This window comes from Enterobacter sp. RHBSTW-01064, assembly GCF_014103035.1.
In the GTDB taxonomy this organism is placed as follows: Bacteria; Pseudomonadota; Gammaproteobacteria; order Enterobacterales; family Enterobacteriaceae; genus Enterobacter; species Enterobacter mori.
In genome coordinates, this window is the sequence record NZ_JABXOU010000001.1 from 1,259,152 (window position 1) to 1,282,942 (window position 23,791).

Here is a 23,791-nt window from a genome sequence, read left to right on the forward strand (position 1 = left end):
CTCTTTTCCTGTTTAAATGTTAACGGTTACGCTACGGCCCGCGAGACAAAAACTGGCGGGATCCGGCACGTCTTTCCAGTCGATATCGATATGTGCAGTCAGGACTTTCACGGGCAACTGGCGCCGCGCGATTTCAGGTGGGGGCTGAACGTCCCTTTCGCCTACCGCCACACGTCCACTCCCCGCGCGGAGGGTTCTTATTGTTCCTTTCCAGCGCATGGCTGACGAGGTGCTCAGGTGAACCGTGACGGCCATCCCCGGACGCAGACGATCGGCATCAGACTCATCAAAAAACGCCTCAACCCAGCGGGTGCGGCAATCCAGAATGCGCACAATCGGCGAGCCGTTCTGAACGCTTGCGCCATTCTCCTCGGTGACGTCCCAGATCACGCCGTCCGTGCTGCTGCTGAGCGCCGCCTGCTGACGAGAGTGAAGGAGCGCGGCAACTTCCTGAATGCTTTGCGTCGTCGCCTGCCTGCGGGCAATCAGCTGCAGCCTCTCCTGCTGCATATTCTCGATCGTGAGCGACATATCGCGCTGATTTTGCTGTGGCGCATCCAGCGTTCTTGGCCCTGTCAGCTGAAGGCCGGATTTCGCGGCATTCACGTCCAGTAAACGCTGACGCAGCTCGGCCGCTTTCGCCTCCTGGCTGGCCTGTAGGACCCGCGTGTTGTTCTTACGCTCTTCATACTCCATGCTGCTGATAAAACGCTGCTGGTAGAGGTTTTTATAGCGCTGAAGCTGCTGTCGGGAGAATGCGGTTTGCGCCGTAATCGCGCTCAGCTCCTCCTTCAGCTGCACAAACGTGGCAGCCGATTGTTTCTCACCTAACTGCTGCTGCATCCTGCTCTCGGCGAGGTATTGCTGTCGCTGCTGCTGATAAACCTGCAGTCGCTGATCGATCCCCGAAATGTGCTTGTCGAGCTCAGCAAGCTGGATCTCCAGCGCGCTGCGCTGGGCCACCAGGCCAGGGATCTGATCGTTTGCCTGTGTGGTCACCACATTGCCCAGGGACTGTCGGGCCTGGACCGCCTGGCCCGGCGCGATGTTCTTCGCCAGCACGAGCTGTCCCGGCAGCGGGGAGAGCACCGTGGATATTCGGCCATTGATAAACGCCTCCTTGCTGGAGACCCCCATTCCCGCGAAAAACAGCAGAACAATGGCCGCCAGCACGCCACCCGCCACGCCCCATTTGAGGAGGCTATGCCGGGCGAAAACCGCTCTGATTCGGTTAATCACACACGCCTCATTAACGCTTATACAGCGTGACGACGCTGGCTTTCTCAAGGGTATGCATGTTGATGAGGAAACGTATCACCGCGTTGGGCAGATCCGGCGTCACGCCCAGATCATCACAGCTCAGGGCGTGCAGGGTGAAGATGTAGCGGTGCGGAATATCGCCTTCTGGCGGGCAGCAACCGCCGTAGCCAGGCGCGCCAAAATCTGATTGTGCGTGTTTGATGTCGGGTGTGTTCGCCGGGTTTCCCGCTCCCGCCGCAAGCGCGGTCAGGCTGGCAGGAATGTTATAGGCCACCCAGTGCCAGAAACCACTGCCCGTTGGCGCATCAGGATCGTAAGCGGTGACGGCAAAACTTTTGGTCCCCTGCGGGACATGTTCCCAGGACAAGGCGGGAGAGACATTATCGCCATTTCCGCCAAAATTATGATATTCGTTCGCTTTAGTCAGAAAACCGTAGTCGCATAAACCTGCAATAGATAATTTCATAGCGTTAACCTCTGCTTGATTGTTGGCATTTACCGGTGGGTTGTTCTATTGGTAACCGATTGAAAGCAAAACCGGTAACAGAATTCGCCAACCCGGCGAATTGCCCAGGAATAACGCGATATTGTTCCAACACTGAAACAATGCGGTGAAAATTTCTCTGCCGATTGCGAAGCCTCTTATTACACGACATCCTTGCCCTAAATTTATGACACCAGTGTGGTGCAGGGAGAATGAATGATGAATAAGAAAGTCGCGTGGAATGGTCAGGTTCAGCCGGAAGCGATTAACGTATTATCGGCGGAAGGCGGAATGATTGTTTGCCCTACGAAAGTGGGTTATATCATTATGACCTCGGATAAAGAGGGGCTTGAGAGAAAATTCGAAGCGAAACAGCGAAACCGTAATAAACCCGGCGTGGTATTGTGCGGCAGTATGGAACAGCTGAAATCGCTGGCGGAAATGAACCCGGAAATTGAGGCATTTTATCAGGCACACTGGGATGCAGACGTATTACTGGGCTGTATTTTGCCGTGGCGAGAAGATGCCATCGCCAGATTGCCTGATAACGGCCTGAAAGATCTGATGATGGACGGCAGAAAAACCAGCTGCTTCGTGATTAAATTTGGCAAACCCGGTGAAATGATTGCCAAAGAGCTGTGGGAAAAACATCAAAAATTCTCTTTTGCCAGCTCGGCGAATCCGTCAGGCAAAGGCAACCGCGGCATGGTGGAGTTCATTGGGGAACGCATCGAAGCGCGTGCAGACGTAATTATTTGTGCCAACGAGTACGTTAAGTCTATTCAGCCTGATGAAACGCAGGAGAGTCGCTATGAACAAGGCGTCATGGTGTCAATGGTAGACAGTGAAGGGAAACTGGTTCCTGAACAGGGTAGCGCCCGAAAAGTGACCCCTTGCCCGGTATTAATTCGCAAAGGTCTCGACGTCAATAAAATTATTAACTTCATGTCAGCCCAGTTTAATACCTGGGACTATCGCCACGGGGATTATTATTAATATTTCGGGTTTAACCACGTCATAGGGATGTCGATAATTATGTCATTTATAGACAAGGCCATTACCGTATTGCGTAATAGCGGGATCATACTGATCCCTACCGATACCCATTTTGCACTGGCGGCCGATCCTTACAGCCCGGACGCCATGGAAAAATTGACGCTGTTAAAAAGATCGCCCGGTACGAGAGAGATGACGTTTTGCTTCTGCGAACTGGCTGATATATGGGAATGGGTGGATGTCAGCCCGTGGCAAAGAAGCAAAATTGAAATGCTCAGCCGGGCCTGCTGGCCCGGCACCCTGAAAATCAGCCTGCGAAAGAAACAGCGAGCCGGTTTTCTTCCCGGCGCAGGCGATATTCTTCCGGTCGTCTGCGTGAAAAACAGTCAGATGCGAACCATCATCAGCCGGTTAGGCAGGCCTTTGGCGGTCATCCCGGCAGGATATCCGCAGGCTGAGGGCGATCTTGTGAGTTTTACGCTCGCCCGGGAAGACATGGGAGACCGCGTCGATCTGGTCGTCCCGTCCAACTGCAAAAATCCCAGCCGTACCGCCACCACGCATATCTCTTTGCTGGATGACAACGTCTCGATCCTTCGTCATGGCGAGCTGGATATCAGTAGCCTGCTTTGACCTCAGCTCCGGTGATAAGCTGCTGAAGTTCGTCGCTAAAACGCTTAATGCCCGACGTCATCGTATTTTTATTTTTTGACAGCAGCCAGACTTTATATTCATCCATCTGCCAGCCGGGTAAAAGCCGGACCAGTTTTCCGGTGGCGAGACTTTCTCGCGCAATGTAATTGGGCAAGTAGGCAATGCCCAGACCGGAAAGTGCCATGCTGATCAGCGCCACGCTGTTATTACTTCTGAAGCGGCTATGGACGTCAATATTGACCTTCTGTTTCTCTTTTCTGAACGGCAGCGAAACCGTACGTGCCACACCACGGAACAGGATGTAGTTATGGGCGGGGAGATCGCTCGGGGTCTGGACAGGACGCATCCGGGCGATAAAGTCAGGGGTGGCATACAGCCCCCACTGGATAGAGCATAAAAATTTGGTATGCTCATGCGTTGGCGTGTCCTGAGCCACGATGATGGACAGATCGTACGGGCTCTCTTTGATATCCACCGCTTTATCGGATAAATCGAGATCGACGTTGGCCATAATATTTCGTTCTAAGTAAGCATTTAAAGCTGGCACAACATACTCTTTTCCGAACGTCACCGGGGCCAGTATTTTTATTGTCCCCGCCGGCTCCTCATAATAATCCCGTATAAACCGTTCTGCAGAACGCAGCTCATTCAATATTTTGAAGCAGTGCTGATAGTAGCTCAACCCCAGCTCCGTAATCTCTATTTTCCGGGTGGTACGCTTAAGCAGCATTGCACCAATACGTTTTTCCAGCGTTGAAATATCCCGGCTAACTGACGACTTCGACATTCCCAAAGAGAGTGCGGCCTCGGTGAAGCTCAGGGTTTCGACGACACGCGCGAAAACCACCATCGGAATTAAATTCTCGATTTTTTCCATTCTACAATCTGCACCCGATCAGCAAACGTCACCCGACAATTAGTCGCAAAAGTCCTTACTAGCGTCAAGTGAAAAATTTCCAGCGTGCCGCCTTTTGTGCGTTTTTTATTAACGCAAAGAGGGCGTGTTGATATTTTTTCTCATCGACATAAGGATATATTTTCGTCGAAAAATGAGAGAAGCCGGCAGGTGAATATCCACGCACTAAAAGAAAAATATCTGGTTTTTTATGCTTTATTTATTGCTTCTGAATACGAATTAAATATTTAAATCCGCTAATTTCCCACTAGCATAACGACTCAGGGTGAATGTTACTAGAGGGTTAACAGTGAGTGAATGCATAGTTTCAGGAACACAGTGGGGGGCACAAAACCCCATCCGCGAGGACGATCTTGCGGCAAGGATCGATGCCTTACCGGCTTCCGCCGGGCTTTGGCGATTCATCGCCTTGCTGTCTCTTGGCGGTTTTTTTGAGCTTTACGATCTGTTTCAAACTGGCTATATCAGCGCCGGGCTCATTGCTGATGGGATCTTTCATACCGGGCAGCAGGGTGTGTTCGGTATGGCCGACCAGGCCGCATTTGCTTCCGCGACCTTTCTGGGGCTCTTTATCGGTGCCAGCCTGCTGAGCCCCTATGCTGACCGCATTGGCCGACGCGCGACCTTTATGTATGCCCTGCTCTGGTACGGGCTGTTTTCCCTCGTCATGGCGTTTCAGCATCAGGCGGAATGGGTGATCTTTTTCCGTTTTATGGTGGGGATCGGGCTCGGCGTTGAACTGGTGACCATTGATACCTATCTGACAGAGTGGGTACCCGCTCACCTTCGCACCCGCGCATTTGCTTTCGCCTTTTTCATTCAGTTTCTCTCCGTTCCTGCCGTGGCGCTGATGTCGTGGTGGCTGGTCCCGCAGACGTGGTTTGGCCTGAGCGGATGGCGGTTCGTGGTGATTGCCGGCGCGCTGGCGTCCATCGTCATCTGGCTTGTACGTAAGGGGCTGCCGGAATCGGCACGCTGGCTGCTGCAGCAAAAGCGCTATCTGGAGGTGAGAAACGTCATGCATGAGATGGAAAAACGCTGCGGTGCCGACGAGCAGGTTGATTTCCCTCTCCGTGCCGGGCAGCACAGCGACCAGGCTTCCATTAAGGGCAGATTTAAAGACATCTGGTCCCCGCGCTACCGTGGCCGGGTTGTCATGCTGGTGGTGATGAATATCTTTCAGGCGATCGGCTTTTTTGGCTTCGGAAACTGGCTCCCTGCCCTGCTGTCCGGCAACGGGACATCGGTCACGCACAGCCTGCTGTATGCCTTTTTCATCACGCTGGCCTATCCTCTCGGCGCGCTCATCTGTAGCCGCTATGCCGATCGGATGGAAAATAAATGGCAAATCGTCTTGTCCTGTCTGACCACGGTCATCTTTGGTTCGCTGTTCGCGCTTCAAAGCAACCCGCTGCTGTTGATTGCCTGCGGCTTCTTTATTACCTGGTCCAATGCCTGGCTGACCTACAGCTACCACTCCTATCAGTCTGAGATTTTCCCCACCCGTATTCGGGCGCGTGCGGTCGGCTTTTGTTATTCCTTTAGCCGTTTATCCACCGTATTCAGCAGTATAATTATCGGTCTTATCTTGCAATATAGCGGCTCGACGGCAGTCATTGCCTTCATTGTAATAAGTATGCTGATTGTGATGCTGACCATTGGTATTTTTGGCCCCAACACGCGCGGTATCGACCTGGAAAACATTTAATCACCGTGACTAATAAAATGCCGTCTCACGACGAGTGAGCGGCATCCATGATTATTTTTGCTGCCCCGGAAATAATAGCCCCGTCATGGCATCTCCTTTTTTACAGTTTTTTCCTAAAGCCGCTCCGCTTCGTCTGTGACATGCTGAATCACGCTCATAACCGATAACGTTAAATGAGGATATTATGAAAAAAACAATTATCGCATTATCTGCCGTTCTGCTGGCTTCCCCCGTTTTTGCTGCGACCACACATGCAACTGACGACACTGTCGCCGCGGCGAAAGCAAACGCCAACGACGCGAAGCAAAAACTGCACGAAGAGCAGAACAAAGGTGAAGAACTGAAGCTGAAAAACGAGCATGCCGCAGAAGGTAAAAGCGAAAGCTTTGGCAGCAAGGTCAGCGAAGACTCCCAGAAAGCCTGGCATAAAACCAAAGAAGGCACCGAAAAGGGGTGGGATGCCACCAAAGAAGGTGCTGAGAAAGGCTGGAATAAAACCAAACAGGGTGCCAGTGAGTTAGAAAAGAAAGTCACTGAGTAATCCCCAAAGCGGCCGCGTTAGCGGCCTTTTTTTTGTCTCTCCGAATAAAGACGCAAGATACCCGCGTGGCGTGCAGAAAAAGATCGGTGTTGCTATCAACCGAATGTATTTACCCTTCTCTCAACGACGTTTAGCGCGCTCTAATTAGCAGGAATTTGTCTGCGCACCAGAATATATTTCATTATTTAAAAAACATAATATATCTTACATCAAAAATGTTACCCTAACTTAAATGTGCATTAAGTAACCATAAACAATATAATTTAAAATAACGGGTAACTTTCTTTCTTCCGCATTAATTTACTTCTCAAGAAACGTTTAAAAACACACCAACCCTTAATAAAAAATCTTTAAAAACAGAGGGTTGATTATTTGCATCGATAATTAACATCAATATATTAATGCCAACTTCACAATATCCACCTGTATTTACAGCAGCTTAATTTGCATATCGAGACTTTTCTGACTATATCATTTTCATACCGTTTCGGATTAATTCCTCTATTAATTACAGGGTTATCTAGAGCACAAAAAAAAGAATACGCAATAATTTTCCATCAAATAAATAGATTCGCTCTGATGTTGCCACTCTATATCCTGGCGGGCATCGTTCGCTCTAAAAAAAATACGGTGAGTACTGCTTAATTGCAGTGACTCCGCCGGGGGCGCGCTTTTCCCTTCATAAACAGATGGCTCATCTTGCACGCCGTTCACGACAACTCGTCTGGAGTAATGACTAAATGAGCCAAATCTCTGTTATATCGAAACTTACTGGCGTGGAAACCACCACCGAGGGCACCCAGGTTACGCTGAGCCATTCCTCTATCGTGGAGCTACACGTAGAGCGAACCGATATTTCTCATTTTGCCCGTAGCGGTAACGATCTGGTGGTGACGCTGCACTCCGGCGAGGTGATCACCCTGAAAAACTTCTACGTCACGGATGCCCAGGGCGTGAGCCAGCTGGTGCTGGAGGAGAGTGACGGCGCGCTGTGGTGGATTGAAGACCCTACCGGGGCCGCCACATACGAATCAATCGCCTCCACGGACGTATTACTTGCCGCGTCAGGGAGTGATGCAGGCGGTGCCGCCGTCTGGCCATGGGTGCTGGGTGGTCTTGCGGTAGCGGGTGGGATTGCCATCGCGGCGGGCACCGGCGGAGGAGGTGGCGGTGACGATGATGACAACAGCAACCCCGGCAATCCGGGCACGCCGACGGATCCCGATACCACGGCGCCAACCGCGCCAACCAACTTACAGTTCTCCGACGATGGCAAAACCGTCACGGGTACCGCGGAGCCGGGCAGCACCGTCACGCTAAAAGATGCCGACGGTAACGTGGTCGGCACCGGAAAAACGGGCAATGACGGCAAATTTACCATCGTGCTGGATAAGCCCCTGACCAACGGCGAGGTGATCACCGCTACCGCGACGGATTCATCCGGTAATACCAGCCAGGCCGGGCACGTCACCGCGCCCGATACCACCGCACCGGATGCACCCACCAATCTGCAGGTATCGGATGACGGCACCACCGTCACGGGTCGCGCTGAACCGGGCAGCACCGTCACGTTAAAAGATGCCGACGGTAACGTGGTCGGCACCGGGAAAGCAGGCAGCGATGGCACATTCACAATTGAACTGGGTAAACCGCTGACCAACGGCGAGCAGCTTACCGCCACCGCGACGGACACCGCGGGCAACACCAGCCAGCCTGGTCAGGTCACCGCTCCAGACTCCACCGCGCCGGATGCGCCAAACCTTCTCATCGTAAACGATAACGTCGGCACGGAAACGGGCCCGCTGGACAATGGCCAGCGCACTGACGACGCCCGCCCTACCCTCAGCGGCATTGGCGAAGCCGGAACCACCCTCACCATTTACGATAACGGCACCCAGATCGGCACCACCAAAGTGGATGCTAACGGCAACTGGAGCTTTACCCCAGCAGGCAATCTCGCCAACGGAAGCCACACCATCACGACCACGGCAACCGATGCGGCGGGCAACACCAGCGCGCCATCGACCGCCGTGACCTTTATCGTCGATACCGTCGCCCCGACGGCGCCGGTCGTCATCAGCGTTGTTGATGATGTCGCCCCCATTACCGGTACGCTGGGCAATGGCAGCAGTACCAACGATCCGCGGCCACAGCTCACCGGTACCGCAGAAGCAGGCTCAACCGTCACCATTTATGACAACGGTATCGCTATCGGTACCGCCGTGGTAGCCGCTAACGGAAGCTGGACGTTTACGCCCTCCGTGAACCTCAGCGAAGGCAGCCATCAGCTGACCGTGCGTGCCACCGACGTCGCAGGCAACACCGGCCCAGCCTCCCCGGCGTTTACCCTTACCGTGGATCTCACCGCGCCGTCTACGCCGTCTGCATTCGTGGTTAATGATGATACCGGAAGCCTCAAAGGTGCCATCAGCGCAGGACAGTTTACGGATGCCTCACAGCCGCGTCTGACGGGCAGAGGTGAACCTGGCAGCACCATTACCGTTTACGATAATGGCGCGCTCGTAGGGACTGCCACGGTGCAGCCTAACGGCACCTGGAGCCTGACCCCGACATCACCTCTTGCAGAAGGCGCGCACTCGATTACGGTGCGTGAAACCGATGCGGCAGGCAACCAGAGCGGCCTGTCCCAGCCGATTAATTTCATCGTTGACACCACGCCGCCGGATCAACCCGTCATTTCTCTGAATCCGGCTGGCACGCAGATTACCGGCACCGCCGAGCCCAACAGCAGCATTGTGATCACCAACAGCGACGGAGACGTCATTGGCCGTACGACCACGGACGGCAACGGTAACTTTGTTGCCCCGCTTACCCCTGCGCAAACCAACGGCCAGCTGATCTCCGTGGTGGCGTCTGACGCTGCAGGTAACCAGAGCACGCCAGCGACCGCTACTGCGGCCGATACCACCCCGCCAGCCCTGCCCGGCAACCTCGTGGTGTCCGACGATGGTCAAAGCGTCAGCGGGACGGCAGAACCGGGCAGTACCGTCACCATTAAAGCCCCGGATGGCACAGTCATCGGCGAAACGACAGCCAATGGCGACGGGACCTTTAGCACGCCAATTAGCCCGGCCCAGACAAACGGCGAAGTGCTGACGGTTATCGCAACCGATGACAGCGGTAACGTTAGCCTGCCGGCTACGGCCACTGCACCTGATTCGACGCCACCTCTCGCGCCGGATAACGTCGTCGTGTCCGGCGACGGCACAACGGTCACGGGCACCGCTGAACCGGGCAGTACGGTGACTATTCGTGAAGGTAACGTCACGGTGGGTCAAGGCAAAGCCAATGATGACGGTAGCTTCAGCGTCACGCTCACGCCGCCAAAAGCCAACGGCGAAAGTTTGACCGCAGATGCCACCGACGCCGCAGGCAACACGGGGCCAACAACTCCTACCGTTGCGCCGGACATCACGCCTGCGCAAACGCCGGTGATTATTTCCGTGGTGGATGATATGCAGGCCACCACGGGTCCTGTCGCCCAGAATGGCCTCACTAACGACCGGACGCCCACCATCAACGGGACGGGTGAACCCGGTACAACCATTACCGTTACCAGCGGCAGCACCGTCATCGGTACCGTGACCGTTCCGGCGTCCGGTGAATGGAGCATTACCCCAACGGCACCGCTGCCTGATGGCGGTCACGTCCTGACGGCAACGGCGGTCGATGGAGCAGGTAACCCGAGCGGATCCTCAAATCCCTGGAGCATCACCGTTGATGGCACTGCGCCGGTCGCACCGGTCATTACGCAGGTCGTGGATGATGCCCCTGGACGCACCGGCCCGCTCGATACCGGTGAAACGACAAACGACGCCACCCCGACGCTCAACGGTACCGCCGAGCCGGGTTCAACGGTCACCATTCGTCTTGATGGCAACGCCATTGGTACCGCGCTGGTCGACAGCAACGGTGCGTGGACCTTCACGCCCACAACGCCGTTGAGCGAGGGGCCGCATACCCTGACCGCCGTCACCACCGACGCGGCGGGTAACACCAGCCCGTCATCCGGCGGCTTTACGCTGACGGTCGACGTTACGCCACCGGTGGCGGCCACTATTGAGACAGCGCTGGATAACGTGGGTCCGGTGCAGAACCCGCTTCAGGACGGTGATACGACGGACGACACCCAGCCTCAGCTGCAGGGGACGGCACCGGCGGACACCATCATCACGCTTTATGACGGTAATACCCTGCTCGGCACAGCGACTGTAACGGGGGGAACATGGACATTCACGCCAACCACCCCGCTAACCAACGGCCCACACTCCCTGACGGTGCACGCCACGGATGATGCCGGTAATACGACGATTTCGCCTCCGTTCGTGCTCACCATTGATACCATCGCGCCTGATACACCGGCGATACCGGATATCACCGTAAACCCGGACGGCAGCACGCCAGGTACCGCACTGAACCCGGGTGAAACGACCCGCGATACCACGCCAACCCTGAGCGGAACGGGCAACCCGGGTGACGTGGTGAATATTTATGATGGCACGACCAAAATCGGTGAATCTCTGGTGGACAGTGACGGCAACTGGACCTGGACGCCGAACCCACCGCTGGGTAACGGGACCTACGATCTCTCCCTGACGGTCACCAATCAGGATGGCGCAGGCAACGAAAGCGCCCCGTCCACACCGGTGACGATCACCATTGATACTGAAGCCCCTCTGGCCCCAACGGTGCCGGTCGTGACCGACAGCGTGAGCCAGATCACTGGCCCCGTAGCCGACGGCGAAACCACTAACGATCCGCGTCCGGTATTGAGCGGAACAGGTACGCCAAACGACGTGATCACCATCTATGACAGCCGCGATGGCGGCACAACGACGACAGCCGTAGGCACGGTGACGGTAGACGGAAACGGCAACTGGAGCTGGCGCCCTGAGAGCAACATTGGGGAAGGCACGCATGAATATACCGCCACGGCCACCGATGAGGCGGGCAACGAATCAGATCCGTCAACCGGCATCACCATTACGGTAGACACGATCGCGCCCGATACACCGGTTATCGCGGCCATCGGTGGTGCACAAAACGGTGGTTCTACGACGGATAACACCCCAACGATCGGCGGAACCGGTCCTGACGGTGAAACGGCGATCATTTACAACAACGGTGTTGAACTGGCGCGCGTGGATATCGTCAATGGCCAATGGACATACACGCTTCCGACGGCCCAAACGGACGGCCCGCTGAATATTACCGTTGCGGCAGTGGATAGCGCAGGTAACGTCAGTGCGCCAGGCCCGGTCTTTACCGTGACGATCGATACGCAGGCTCCCGCGACGCCAGCTATCGACGCGGTTTCTGATAGCCAGCTGACAAACGGTACCCTCTATACGCGCGACGGCACCCCGGCTCTCAGCGGTACCGGCGAGCCGGGCTCAACAATCATCGTTTCAGTGGATGGGACGCCATCAACCATTACCGTAACGGTTCCTCAAAACGGTATCTGGACGTGGACCGCCGACAGTACCTTACCTGATGGCCCGCACACCTTCTCGGTCTCATCCCGCGATCCCGCAGGCAATATTTCGGGTAGCTCTCCGAACCTGGCGGTCACCGTCGATACGGGTATTCCGGCAGACCCAGCCAACCTCGCCATTACTCAGCAAGGCACCCCGCTTACCGGGACCGCTGAAGCGGGAGCCACCATCACCGTGTATGCCGCAGACGGTACGACGGTCCTCGGCACCGGCGTAGCCACCGGTGGCAATTTCTCCATTGCGCTCAGCCCGGCACAGCTGGATGCCACCACGCTGAAGGTGACCGCCACGGATGCCGCGGGGAACACCAGCCCAGGTGCAAGCTTTGTCGTCACCGACTCGCCGCTGGACCTTCCGGACGTACCGATCATTACGGCTATTAACGATAACGTTGGACCGGTCACGGGCAATGTGAAAGACAAAACCTCTGATGACACCTCGCCTACGCTGACCGGGACAGCAGAACCTAACGCCGTCATCACGATTTATCAGGATGGCGTACTGGCAGTGCCGCCAACCGTGGTTGCGGATGGAAGCGGCAACTGGAGTTACACCCCGCTCTTCCCGTTGACAGCAGGTCCACATACCTTTGAAGTCACCGCGACGGATATTGTTAGCGGCGAAACCAGCGGACGCTCTCCTGCCGCAACCGTCACCATTGACCTGACCGCACCCGACACACCGGCTATCGGCTCCATCATTGATGACGTCGGTCCGGGCATTGGGCCATTGAGCGACGGCCAGACCACCAACGACAACCGCCCAACGCTGAACGGCGTGGGGAACGTGGGTGATACGATTACCATTTACAATAACGGTACTCCGTTAGGCAGCGTGGTCGTCGGCGCAACGGGTACATGGACTTACACCCCGCCAGCGCTGGCTGATGGCGATCATACCCTGACGGTCCGGGCCACCGATCCGGCGGGCAACGCGAGCGGACTCTCTACGGGCATCACCATCACCGTTGACACCGTCTCCACGACGCCGGTGATCACCAGCGTGACCGACGACGCGGGGAATGCCGCGACCGTAGTACCTAACGGTGCGCCAACCAACGACGCCACGCCAACCCTGACCGGGACGGCGGAAGCGGGCAGTGTCGTCGTTATTTATGATGGCACAACGCAGATCGGTGTCGTGGCAGCAGACAGCGTCACCGGCGCATGGACCTTTACGCCTGAAACCGCCCTCGTGGAAGGCTCTCACTCCTTCACCGTCAAAGCCACCGATCCGCAGGGCAACGTGAGCCAGACCTCCAACGCCTGGAGCGTTGACATCGACCTGACGGCGCCAACGGTGCCGACGCTCGATACGGTTAACGACAACGTGGCGGGCGGCGTGACCGGTAATCTTACCGCCGGCCAGGTCACCAACGACAATACACCGACGCTGAGCGGGACAGGTGCGCTGGGCAGTACAATCCACATTCTGAATAATGGGGTGGAGATTGGTACCACCACGGTAGACAGCAACGGCAACTGGACCTTTACGCCTGGCACTGCGCTTGGCGATGGCAACTATAACATTCGCGTCAACGCCACGGATGCCGTAGGCAACGTCTCGGCTAACTCTCCGGTATTCGCCTTCACCGTGGATACCGCAGGCCCTGACGCGCCGGTTGTAACGACTGTCATTGACGATGTCGGGCCGGTCACCGGGACGCTCCTCACCGGCAACAGCACCAACGATGCGCGCCCAACCTTCAACGGCACGGGCGAAGTCGGTGCGACGGTTCATGTGATTGTGGATGGCACTGAAATTGGCACCGCCGTGGTGAACGCTCAGGGGAACTGGACCTTTACCCCGGGCACGGCGCTCGGTGAAGGGCTGCACGCCATCACCTTCAACGCCACCGATACGGCGGGTAACACCGGCGCCACCTCGCCAGCGTTTAATCTGACGGTGGATACCGTCGCACCGCTGGCACCGGTCTTTACGCCAGCAACGGATAACCAGGGTACCGTTCTCAACCCACTGACCTCGGGGCAAAGTACCGACGACACTACGCCAACGCTGAACGGAACCGCAGCGGCCAACGCTACTATCACCCTTTATGAAAATGGTCAGCAGGTCGGAACCGTTCAGGCCAACGGCAGTGGCGTATGGAGCTTCACGCCTGCTAACCCGCTCAGCAGCGGTAGCCATACCTGGACCGCCACGGCAACCGACGCGGCAGGCAACGTCAGCCCGGCTTCACCGGCCTTTACGCTGATTGTCGATACCACTCCACCGAACGCGCCGGTTATCTCGCAGGCTATCGATGATGTCGGCACGGTGACGGGCGCGCTTGGCTCAGGGCAAAGCACCGACGACACCGTACCGCGTCTTGTGGGCACCAGCGAGCCGTTTGCTACGGTGAACATCTATGAAGGCACAACGCTTGTCGGCACGGGCACTGCAGACGCCAGCGGCAACTGGAGTATCTTGCTCAACACGACGCTGGCGACTGGCCCGCACAGCTTTACGGCACAAGCCACCGATGCGGCGGGCAATACCAGCGCGTCATCAGCCACCTTCACGCTGACCATCGACACCACGCCGCCAGCGCTGCCGGTGCTGACAAGCATCACGGATGACGTCGGTAACGCCGCCACGCCAATCGCCAACGGTGGCTTAACCAACGATGCACAGCCGACGCTCACGGGCACGGCAGAAGCGGGCTCTACGGTGAAAATCTTCGATAACGGCGTGCAGATAGGCAGCTTCGTTGCGACCGGCGGAAACTGGAGCTTTACCCCTTCTCCGGCGCTGGGCGACGGCTCGCACAGCCTGACCTTCTCGGCGACCGATCCGGTAGGTAATGCCAGTGCGCAAACCCCTGGATATGTGATTAACGTTGACGCAACCGCGCCAACCGCGCCGGTTATCAGCTCTGTTGTCGATGACGTGGGCACCGTCACCGGTCCGGTGACGGGCAGCAACCCGACCAACGACACGCGCCCTACGCTCAACGGCACCGCGGAAGCCAACGCCACCGTTCGCATCTATGACGGTACGACGCTCGTGGGTACCGTGACGGCCGATGCCAACGGGAACTGGACGCTACCGCAAACCAGCACCACGCTGGCGGAGGGGCAACATAACTTCACCGCCACGGCGACCGATGCGGCAGGCAACACCAGCGCACCATCGTCGGTCACCACCATCACCGTTGACCTGACGCCGCCAGCGGTTCCTACCGGCCTGGCGGTGATCACCAACGGGACGCACGTCACCGGTACCGCCGAAGCGGGCAGCACGGTTACCATCACCACCAGCACCGGTACGGTCCTCGGTACGGCGGTAGCGGACGGTAGCGGCAACTTTAACGCCACGATCTCCCCCGCGCAGACGGGAGGAGAGTCGCTGGTGGTCTACGCCACCGACAAAGCCGGAAACGCCGGTGTGAGCGCATCGGTTACCGCGCCGTTCACGACGCTGCCGAACGCGCCGGTAATCGCCACCATTACCGACAACGTCGGTACGGTCACCGGTAATCTGACCAACGGCAAAACGACCGATGACACCACGCCAACCCTCAGCGGAACGGCGCAGCCTAACGCCACCGTCACGCTCTACAATAACGGCGTCGCAATGGGCAGCGTTGTCGCCGACGGATCGGGCAACTGGACCTTCACCACTCCGGCGATGAGCGAAGGCTCCCATGCGTTTACTGCCACCGCGAGTAACGGCTCGGGAACCGGTCCGTTCTCTTCCGCCACGACGGTGATTGTCGACCTCACCGCGCCAAACACGCCAACCGGCAGCTTTAACGCCGACGGTAGCGTCCTGACGGGTAACGCCGAAGCGGGCAGCACTGTCACCATCCGTCTGGCAGATGGCAGCACGGTGACCACAACGGCAGGCAGCAACGGTACCTACAGCTATACCTTCCTCAATAAACAGACCGAAGGTCAGACGCTGCAGGTCACCGCGACCGATGCCGCAGGTAACGTTTCGCAGCCAGGATCGGCCCTCGCCCCGGTCGTGCCGCTGTCGGCCAGCAGCAACGTTGAAGAGTTGGACCTCACCACAACCGCAACGGTCACCAACTCGCAGTACAGCGATTACGGCTTCCTGCTGGTGGGCGCGCTGGGTAACGCGCTGACGCTGCTCGGCAATGACACCGCGCAGGTCGGCTTTACGGTGGGCAGCGGCGGCAGCGCAGACATCACCGTCAACGCCAACGCCACGGGTGCAGTGCTGTCGCTGCTCAATACCCTTGAACTGGTGGTGCAGCGGTTCGACAGCGTCAACAACACCTGGACAACGGTAGTGGATACCGGCCAGCCGCAGTTTGCCGATCTGCTCACGCTCGGGGCGACCGGCGTTTCGCTGAACCTGAACGGCCTGGCCAACGGTCAGTATCGCGTCCTGAGCTACAACACCAACCTGCTGGCGACAGGCTCTTACACCAGCATTGATGTGGGCGTGAAAGAGACCAGCGCAGGCACCGTCACCGGCGAAACCAGCCTGGGCGGCAACGTCATCCTCGACGTTGACCCGACTACCGGTAGCGATAACGCCCCGGCGGGCACCACGGTTACCGCCGTCACTAACGCGCTGGGGGTAACCACCAGCGTCACCGCCGACGGCACGGCAATTCAGGGGCAGTACGGTACGCTGACCATCAACCGCGACGGCAGCTACACCTATACCCTGACGAATACCAGCGCCTCGGTGATTGGCCGTACGGAGAACTTCACCTACACCATCTCCCACAACGGAACCAGCGCCTCGGCGAACCTGGTGCTGTCGCTGGGAACAGGCACGGCCACCAGCGGCATCGTGGCCGTAGATGACACCGCATCGCTGACCTTTGACACCACCGTGAGCGCCATTAACAACGGCACCTCGTCGCAGGGCGGCTTTACCGTGGTCGGGATTAACCTCGGTAATACCCTGGGCCTGAATCTGCTGGATGATTTGAGCAATCCGATCATCTACAGCGTGGAGGAAGGCACCACCCGCACCATGACCATTCAGGCCTCCGTGGGGGGCGTAGCGCTGGCCTCGGTGTTTGACCTGTACATCTATAAGTTCAACGATGCGACCCAAACCTTCGAGCAGATGCGCGTTCAGCCGGGCTGGCTTCGCGCGCCGCTGCTGGGCGGTACCTCGTCCACGCTGACGCTGAATCTGCCGTCTGGGGAGTACCTCTTCCTCCTGAACACGGCGGCGGGGATCACCGCGCTGACGGCCTATACGCTGAACGTGCTGGAAGACCACGTCTATAGCGTGGCAAGCGTCGGTACCAGCACCACCGGGGATGTGCTGGCGGATGACGTCGCGCCATCCGGCACGCTGGTGACGGAAGTAAACGGCGTGGCGGTAAACAGCAGCGGCCTCACCACCATCGTGGGGGAATACGGCACGCTCTCCATTAACGCGTCCGGTCAGTACACCTACACCCTGAAGAGCGGCGTTGGCGCTGACCACATCAGCACGCCGGATACCTTCGTCTACACCATTACCGCGCCGAACGGTGCCAAAGATACGGCCTCGCTCAACATCACCCCAACCGCGCGAGCGATGGATGCGGTGAACGATGTCAGCACCGCGATGGACGTGACCTCGGTACACCATACGACGGCCTACTCGGATACAACCGTAGGGACGGCGAGCTGGAACGCCGCGCTGTTGGCATCAACCCAGGGTAGCGGAAACGGTACCTTCGTGGTGGATCCGAATACGGCCCTGCACAACGTGGTCTTGACCTTTAACGTCGCATCGCTCCTTTCTCTGGGCGGGTTGACGGTGGACTGGACGATAACCAATGGCGCGACCACCGTAAGAAGTGGTTCATTCAACGGCGGGCTGCTGCTGGGCGGCACAGCCACCATCAACCTGACGGGACTGGATCTGGATGCAGGTACCTATACGCTCAGCTATACCGGCAAAATGGGCCCACTGGCTGCGGGGAATATCACCATTACCCCAAGCGTCAGCGGCACCGCCTACTCCCTGACCCAGTTCGACTCCACCAGCGGTCATACCGTCAATGGCAACATCTTTGACGGCACCGACTCAGCCGGGGCAATGGATCAGCTGCACTCGGTGGATACTCGCCTGAGCATCACGGGCTACAACGGCGTGACCACCACCCTGGATCCTTACACCGGCAGCACTGCGGTGAACATTGTTGGCCATTACGGCACGCTGGCGATTGCGGCAGACGGTCATTACACCTACAGCCTCAACGCCGGGGTATCGCTCTCAACCATCACCTCGAAGGAGGTCTTTAACTACACCCTGACCGACGCGACCGGTAAAACGGATACCGCCTCGCTGACCATCAATATGGCGCCGCAGTTCATCAGCTCTGAACACAACGACGTCATTACCGGTACGGCTTACGGCGATACGCTGATTTACCAGGTGCTGAACAGCACGGCAGGTAACGCAACGGCGGGGAACAGCGCGGGCGACCACTGGACCAACTTCTCGCTGGCGCAGGGAGACAAGATCGACATTGGCGATCTGCTGGTGGGCTGGAACGGCAGCGCGTCGACGTTGGGTAACTATCTCACTGTTTCACAAAGCGGTGGCAATACTGTGATCTCCATCGACCGTGACGGTACGGGGGCCGCCTACACTAAATCTGCACTCGTTACGTTGGATAACGTTCAGACCACCTACGACGAGCTTGTAAACCAGCAGCACATCATTACCTGATAGCAACAGAACCACCTGACCCGGGCGCACAGCGCCCGGGCACAACAATAAAGCTGTACCATTTTATTAGGGACAAGACATGGGAAAGAAGATGCCTTACTGGTGGCTCTCGTGCTGCCTGATATCTGTGCCCGCTCTAGCTGCCAACCCGGCGGGAACGATCAATGCCGAACAACTCAGCGAAACGCAGGAACTCCCCTCTTTGAACGGCCGCGTGGCCCCGGTGGCCACGAAAGCCGCGCCCGGCACGCTGCAGCTGGGCGAAGCCGTAAACCGTGCCGTCACCTGGCACCCGGCCATCAGCGAAGCGGTAGGTAAACTCTACCAGCAGAGCGAAAACGTGGACGTCGCCAAATCGAAATACTATCCGCAAATCAATGCCGGAATGGAGAACGGCTATACCCACGACGGTGACGACAACGGCTTCACGCCGTCGCTGGTGCTCTCCCTCTCGCAAATGCTCTACGACTTCGGCAAAGTGGCGAGCCAGGTGCGCGCCGAAAGCGCGGGCGTCGCCCAGCAGCAGGCTAACGTGCTGGTCAGCATTGACACCATTGCCCACGATACCGCCATCGCCATGGTGCAGGTTCAGACCTTGCAGCAGATGGTAGACACCGCCAAAGAGCAGCTTGATGCCCTCTCCTCTATCGGAAAGCTGACGAAGCTGCGCAATGACGAAGGGGCCACCTCACTCTCTGACGTGGTGCAGACCGATGCCCGTATCGAAGGCGCGCGCGCCCAGCTGATGCAGTACCAGGCCAGCCTCGACAGCGCCCGCGCCACGCTGATGAGTTTTCTGGGCTGGGACAGCCTGAACGTCGTCAGCAACGACTTTCCGCAGAGCCTGGCCCGCAGCTGCGACATCGCCGAGCCGGACGATCGTCTGGTGCCCGCCGTGTTAGCGGCCTGGGCGCAGGCCAACGTCGCCCAGGCCAACCTTGACAATGCCAACGCGCAGATGACGCCAACCATTTCGCTTGAGCCCGAAGTACGCCACTACCTTAACGACCGCTATGCGGGCAACGAAACGCGGGATCGCACCCAGTATTCCGCCTGGGTAAAAGTGCAGATGCCGATCTATCAGGGGGGCGGCCTGACCGCCCGACGCAATGCGGCCGGACATGCGGTCGAGTCGGCGCAGTCCACCATTCAGCGCACCCGCCTCGACGTGCGGCAAAAACTGCTCGAAGCCCGCAGCCAGGTAATGAGCCTGATGGCCACGCTGCAAATTCAGGGGCGTCAGGAAGCGCTCAGCGCCCGCACCCGCGAGCTGTATCAACAGCAGTATCTCGACCTCGGCTCGCGTCCGCTGCTCGACGTGTTAAACGCCGAACAGGAGGTTTATCAGGCGCGTTTCACCCAGCAGCAAACCGCCGGACAGCTGCATCAGCTTCAGCTCAACTGCCTGTACAACACCGGGCGCTTACGTCACGCGTTCGAACTTGATAACCGCACCATCCAGACTGTGGAGATCCAGCCATGAAGCAACGTGATATCCCGCAGGGTGAAAACATGACGGATGATGCGCTGGAACAGTGGGCACAGGCGTTTGGCTACGTGGCAACGCGTTATCGCGTAGCCTGTTCACCCGGCGCGCTGATGGCGGGTGCGCCGTGGCTGAAAGGTAAACCGATGGTGCCAGCCCTCACCCAGCTAGCGCGCGAGGCCGGACTGTCATTTGATCTGCTGACGGCAGATCGGCAGTCTATTAATAGCTGGCGTTTGCCCGTCGTGGTGGAGCTGAGCGAGGGGAAAATCGGCGTCATTGAACATTTCGACGGCGAGGACACGCTTGAGGTCAGCTTTTTCGACGACAACACGCACACCAACCGCCTGTCGATGGCGGCCATGCTCCCGGCCATCCGCCATGTGATCGCCCTGCGTCCCTTGGCCGCCCTGAAGGACAGCCGGGTGGATGCCTATATCTCTAAATATCGCCCGGACTGGCTCTACCGGCTGGTGATGCGCGATCTGCGCCCCTACAGCTGGGTCATGCTCGCCGCGCTGTTTATCAACGTGCTGTCGCTTTCGGGGATCGTGTTTTCCATGCAGGTTTACGACCGGGTGATCCCGGCTCAGTCCTACCCGACGCTGTACGTTCTGACTATCGGGGTGCTGATCGCCACGCTGTTTGGTTTTGTGCTGCGCGTGGCGCGCGGACACATTATGGATCTGCTGGGCAAGCGCTCGGATCTGCGCGTGTCGGATCGCGTATTTGGTCATGCGCTACGACTGCGCAACAGCGCCATCCCTCGCTCCACCGGCAGCTTCATTTCCCAGCTGCGCGAGCTGGAGCAGATCCGCGAAATGGTCACCTCCTCTACCATTTCCACGATTGTTGACCTGCCTTTCTTCCTCCTTTTTGTGGTGGTGCTGGCGATCATCGCGCCGCAGCTGGCGTGGATCGCCCCGGTTGCGGCGGTGATTATGGTGCTGCCCGGCCTGCTGCTGCAAAAGCGGCTGGCGGAGCTGGCGAAGCAGTCGGCACACGAATCCACCCTGCGCAACGCGGTGCTGGTCGAGAGCGTGCAGGGGCTGGAGGACATCAAATTGATGCAGGCGGAAAACCGCTTTTTGCAGCAGTGGAACAGCTATATCCAGATCACCGCGGAATCTGGCCTGCGCACCCGCGAGCTGACGCAGAACCTGATCAACTGGGGGATGACCATTCAAAGTCTGGTCTACGCAGGTGTCATCGTGGTCGGCGCACCGATGGTAATCGACGGAACGTTAACCACCGGCTCGGTGGTCGCCGCCTCTATGCTGGCCTCCCGCATGATCGCTCCGATGGCGACGCTGTGCGGCGTGCTGGCCCGCTGGCAACAGGTGAAGGCAGCCAAAGAGGGGCTGGACAGCATTATGCAGCTGCCCACCGAAAACCAGCGCGAAGAGACGCCGATCCGCCAGGACGTGCTGCGCGGCCATTACCTCTTCGAGCAGGCGCAGTTCCGCTATCACCCGGAAGATCCTCGCATGGCGCTGCGCATTAACCGTCTGGAGATCAAACCTGGCGAGAAAGTGGCGATCCTCGGGCGCAACGGCGCGGGCAAGTCCACCCTGCTGCAGGCGATGGCAGGCGGGATGGATCTGGCGGGCGGCGAGCTGCGGCTCGACAACTTCAGCCTGCCCCATCTCGACGTGGCGGACGTGCGGCGTAACGTCGGCTTTATGACCCAGAACGCGCGGCTGTTTTACGGCACCCTGCGCGAGAACATCACGCTGGGTATGCCGCGCGCCACCGATGAAGAGATTTTTGAAGTGCTGGAGATGTGCGGCGCGGCCAGCTTTGTGCAGAAGCTGCCGAAGGGGCTGGACTACCCGATTATGGAGAATGGCGTGGGGCTGTCCGGCGGGCAGCGGCAGTCCATTCTGCTGGCGCGCATGCTTCTGCGCGATCCGAATATCGTGCTGATGGACGAACCCACGGCGTCGCTTGACGAGCATACCGAGCGGGAATTTATCCAGCGCCTCACCGCCTGGCTTGGCAACCGTACGCTGGTTGTCGCCACCCACCGCGTCCCGGTGCTGGAGCTGGTGGAGCGCGTGGTGGTGTTGAAAGAAGGGATGCTGGTGATGGATGCGCCAAAAGCGCAGGCCCTGAGCAACAGCCGCATGCAGCAACAGCAGGCAGCAACCGGACGGGAGTGGAAAAATGAAAATCAGTCAGCGTGACGTTGCCGCAATGGACGATCTGGATAACGCCCTCGACTCCGAAAGCGGCTACACCGGCGCGCGGCGGATTGTCATCTTCTCTCTGCTGCTGTTTGTGGTGCTTGGCGTCTGGGCGTGGTACGGCATTCTGGATGAAGTTTCCACCGGAACCGGCAAAGTGATCCCCAGCTCGCGCGAGCAGGTTTTACAGTCGCTCGACGGCGGGATCCTGACGGAACTGAACGTGCACGAAGGGGATCAGGTTCAGGCTGGACAGGTACTGGCGCGGCTCGATCCGACGCGTTCGGAATCGAACGTCGGCGAAAGCGCGGCACGCTACCGGGCATCACTCGCCTCCAGCGTCCGGTTGTATGCCGAAGTGAACGATCTGCCGCTGAAATTCCCGCCTTCGCTGGCGAAATGGACGGATCTGATCGGGGCTGAAACGCGCCTGTATAACTCACGTCGCGCACAGCTTGAAGATACCCAGCGCGAGCTGCGCTCGGCGTTAGATCTCGCCAATAAAGAGCTGGCGATCACCCAGCGGCTGGTCAAAACCGGTGCCGCCAGCCACGTGGAAGTGCTGCGTCTGCAGCGGCAGAAAAGCGATCTGGAACTCAAGCTGACCGACGTGCGCTCGCAGTATTACGTTCAGGCGCGCGAGGCGCTCTCCAAAGCCAACGCGGAGGTGGATATGGTTTCCGCCATTCTCAAAGGGCGTGAAGATTCGGTGACGCGTCTGACGGTGAAATCCCCGGTGCGCGGCATTGTGAAAAACATCAAAGTGACCACCATCGGCGGCGTGATCCCGCCCAACGGCGAGCTGATGGAGATCGTACCGGTGGACGATCACCTGCTAATTGAAACCCGCCTGTCGCCGCGCGATATCGCCTTTATCCACCCTAATCAGGAAGCGCTGGTCAAAATCACCGCCTACGATTACGCGATTTATGGCGGGCTGCATGGCGTGGTGGAGACCATTTCACCGGATACCATCCAGGACGAAGCGAAGCCGGAAGTGTTCTATTACCGGGTATTTATCCGCACCAGCCAGGATTACCTGGTGAATAAGGCGGGCAGGCACTTCTCGATTGTGCCGGGGATGATTGCGACGGTGGACATTAAGACCGGAGAGAAAACGGTGCTGGATTATATGATCAAGCCGTTTAACCGGGCGAAAGAGGCGCTGAGGGAGCGGTAGTCAATCGCCGGGTGGCGGCTCCGCCTTACCCGGCCTACATCCGCATGGAGTGAAAATTCGCTATGATTTTCTCCCTCTCCCTGTGGGTGTACGGTCCGGGGACATGGTAGACAGGTGTTCGGGGACATGGTGAACACTTTTTAACATCCTTTACCCATGGTGATCGACTTTTTCTTCAGGTCGATCACCCCCACTTTCGTGCTGTAT

The 23,791-nt window shown here is 58.0% G+C and carries 12 protein-coding genes; 8 read left to right on the top strand and 4 right to left on the bottom strand.

Translation table 11 applies throughout. The annotated features are described in order from the left end of the window. Positions 1 to 12: 12 nt before the first annotated feature. Complete coding sequence (locus HV355_RS24455) at positions 13 to 1,239, bottom strand: HlyD family secretion protein (protein WP_182401193.1); 1,227 nt, start codon at positions 1,237 to 1,239, stop codon at positions 13 to 15. Between the two features lie 10 nt (positions 1,240 to 1,249). Further along, a complete protein-coding gene (locus HV355_RS05835; RefSeq protein WP_182401195.1) occupies positions 1,250 to 1,726 on the bottom strand; it encodes a YbhB/YbcL family Raf kinase inhibitor-like protein in 477 nt (158 codons plus the stop codon). 234 nt (positions 1,727 to 1,960) lie between these two features. Between HV355_RS05835 and HV355_RS05840 the strand changes: the two genes are divergently transcribed. Together HV355_RS05840 and HV355_RS05845 are read left to right on the top strand one after the other, a co-directional pair. Next, positions 1,961 to 2,740 carry a Sua5/YciO/YrdC/YwlC family protein gene (locus tag HV355_RS05840; RefSeq protein ID WP_029485171.1) on the top strand — a complete coding sequence of 260 codons (780 nt, stop codon included), beginning with the start codon at positions 1,961 to 1,963 and terminating at the stop codon, positions 2,738 to 2,740. 39 nt (positions 2,741 to 2,779) lie between these two features. Next, a complete protein-coding gene (locus tag HV355_RS05845; protein ID WP_108416444.1) occupies positions 2,780 to 3,373 on the top strand; it encodes a Sua5/YciO/YrdC/YwlC family protein in 594 nt (197 codons plus the stop codon). On the opposite strand, the gene HV355_RS05850 is transcribed toward HV355_RS05845, so the two are convergent. Next, positions 3,357 to 4,271: a LysR family transcriptional regulator gene (locus HV355_RS05850; protein WP_108416443.1), complete on the bottom strand. Its 915-nt coding sequence runs from the start codon at positions 4,269 to 4,271 to the stop codon at positions 3,357 to 3,359. The genes HV355_RS05845 and HV355_RS05850 overlap by 17 nt on opposite strands. Before the next feature lie 340 nt (positions 4,272 to 4,611). Here HV355_RS05850 and HV355_RS05855 point away from each other — a divergent pair, with 340 nt between their 5' ends. The 6 genes from HV355_RS05855 (at position 4,612) to HV355_RS05880 (ending at position 23,584) form a co-directional block, all read left to right on the top strand. Further along, complete coding sequence (locus HV355_RS05855) at positions 4,612 to 6,018, top strand: MFS transporter (RefSeq protein ID WP_148401046.1); 1,407 nt, start codon at positions 4,612 to 4,614, stop codon at positions 6,016 to 6,018. Positions 6,019 to 6,202: 184 nt separating this feature from the next. After that, positions 6,203 to 6,559, top strand: coding sequence for a hypothetical protein (locus HV355_RS05860; protein ID WP_042713370.1), 357 nt, complete (start codon positions 6,203 to 6,205; stop codon positions 6,557 to 6,559). A gap of 740 nt (positions 6,560 to 7,299) precedes the next feature. Further along, the gene (locus tag HV355_RS05865; protein ID WP_182401197.1) at positions 7,300 to 18,732 is read left to right on the top strand and encodes a BapA/Bap/LapF family large adhesin; all 11,433 of its coding nucleotides are present in this window, start codon (positions 7,300 to 7,302) and stop codon (positions 18,730 to 18,732) included. Positions 18,733 to 18,811: 79 nt separating this feature from the next. Continuing rightward, complete coding sequence (locus HV355_RS05870) at positions 18,812 to 20,215, top strand: TolC family outer membrane protein (RefSeq protein WP_182401199.1); 1,404 nt, start codon at positions 18,812 to 18,814, stop codon at positions 20,213 to 20,215. Further along, positions 20,212 to 22,404 (top strand): type I secretion system permease/ATPase, encoded by a 2,193-nt coding sequence (locus HV355_RS05875; protein WP_182401201.1) that lies wholly within the window; start codon positions 20,212 to 20,214, stop codon positions 22,402 to 22,404. Before HV355_RS05870 ends, HV355_RS05875 begins: the two co-directional genes overlap by 4 nt. A gap of 10 nt (positions 22,405 to 22,414) precedes the next feature. Continuing rightward, positions 22,415 to 23,584: an HlyD family efflux transporter periplasmic adaptor subunit gene (locus HV355_RS05880; protein WP_174341028.1), complete on the top strand. Its 1,170-nt coding sequence runs from the start codon at positions 22,415 to 22,417 to the stop codon at positions 23,582 to 23,584. A 140-nt stretch (positions 23,585 to 23,724) separates the two neighbouring features. Here the strand turns inward: HV355_RS05880 and HV355_RS24165 are convergent. Continuing rightward, a partial coding sequence (locus HV355_RS24165) for a hypothetical protein (protein WP_240516136.1) occupies positions 23,725 to 23,791 on the bottom strand: 67 nt, incomplete at its 5' end.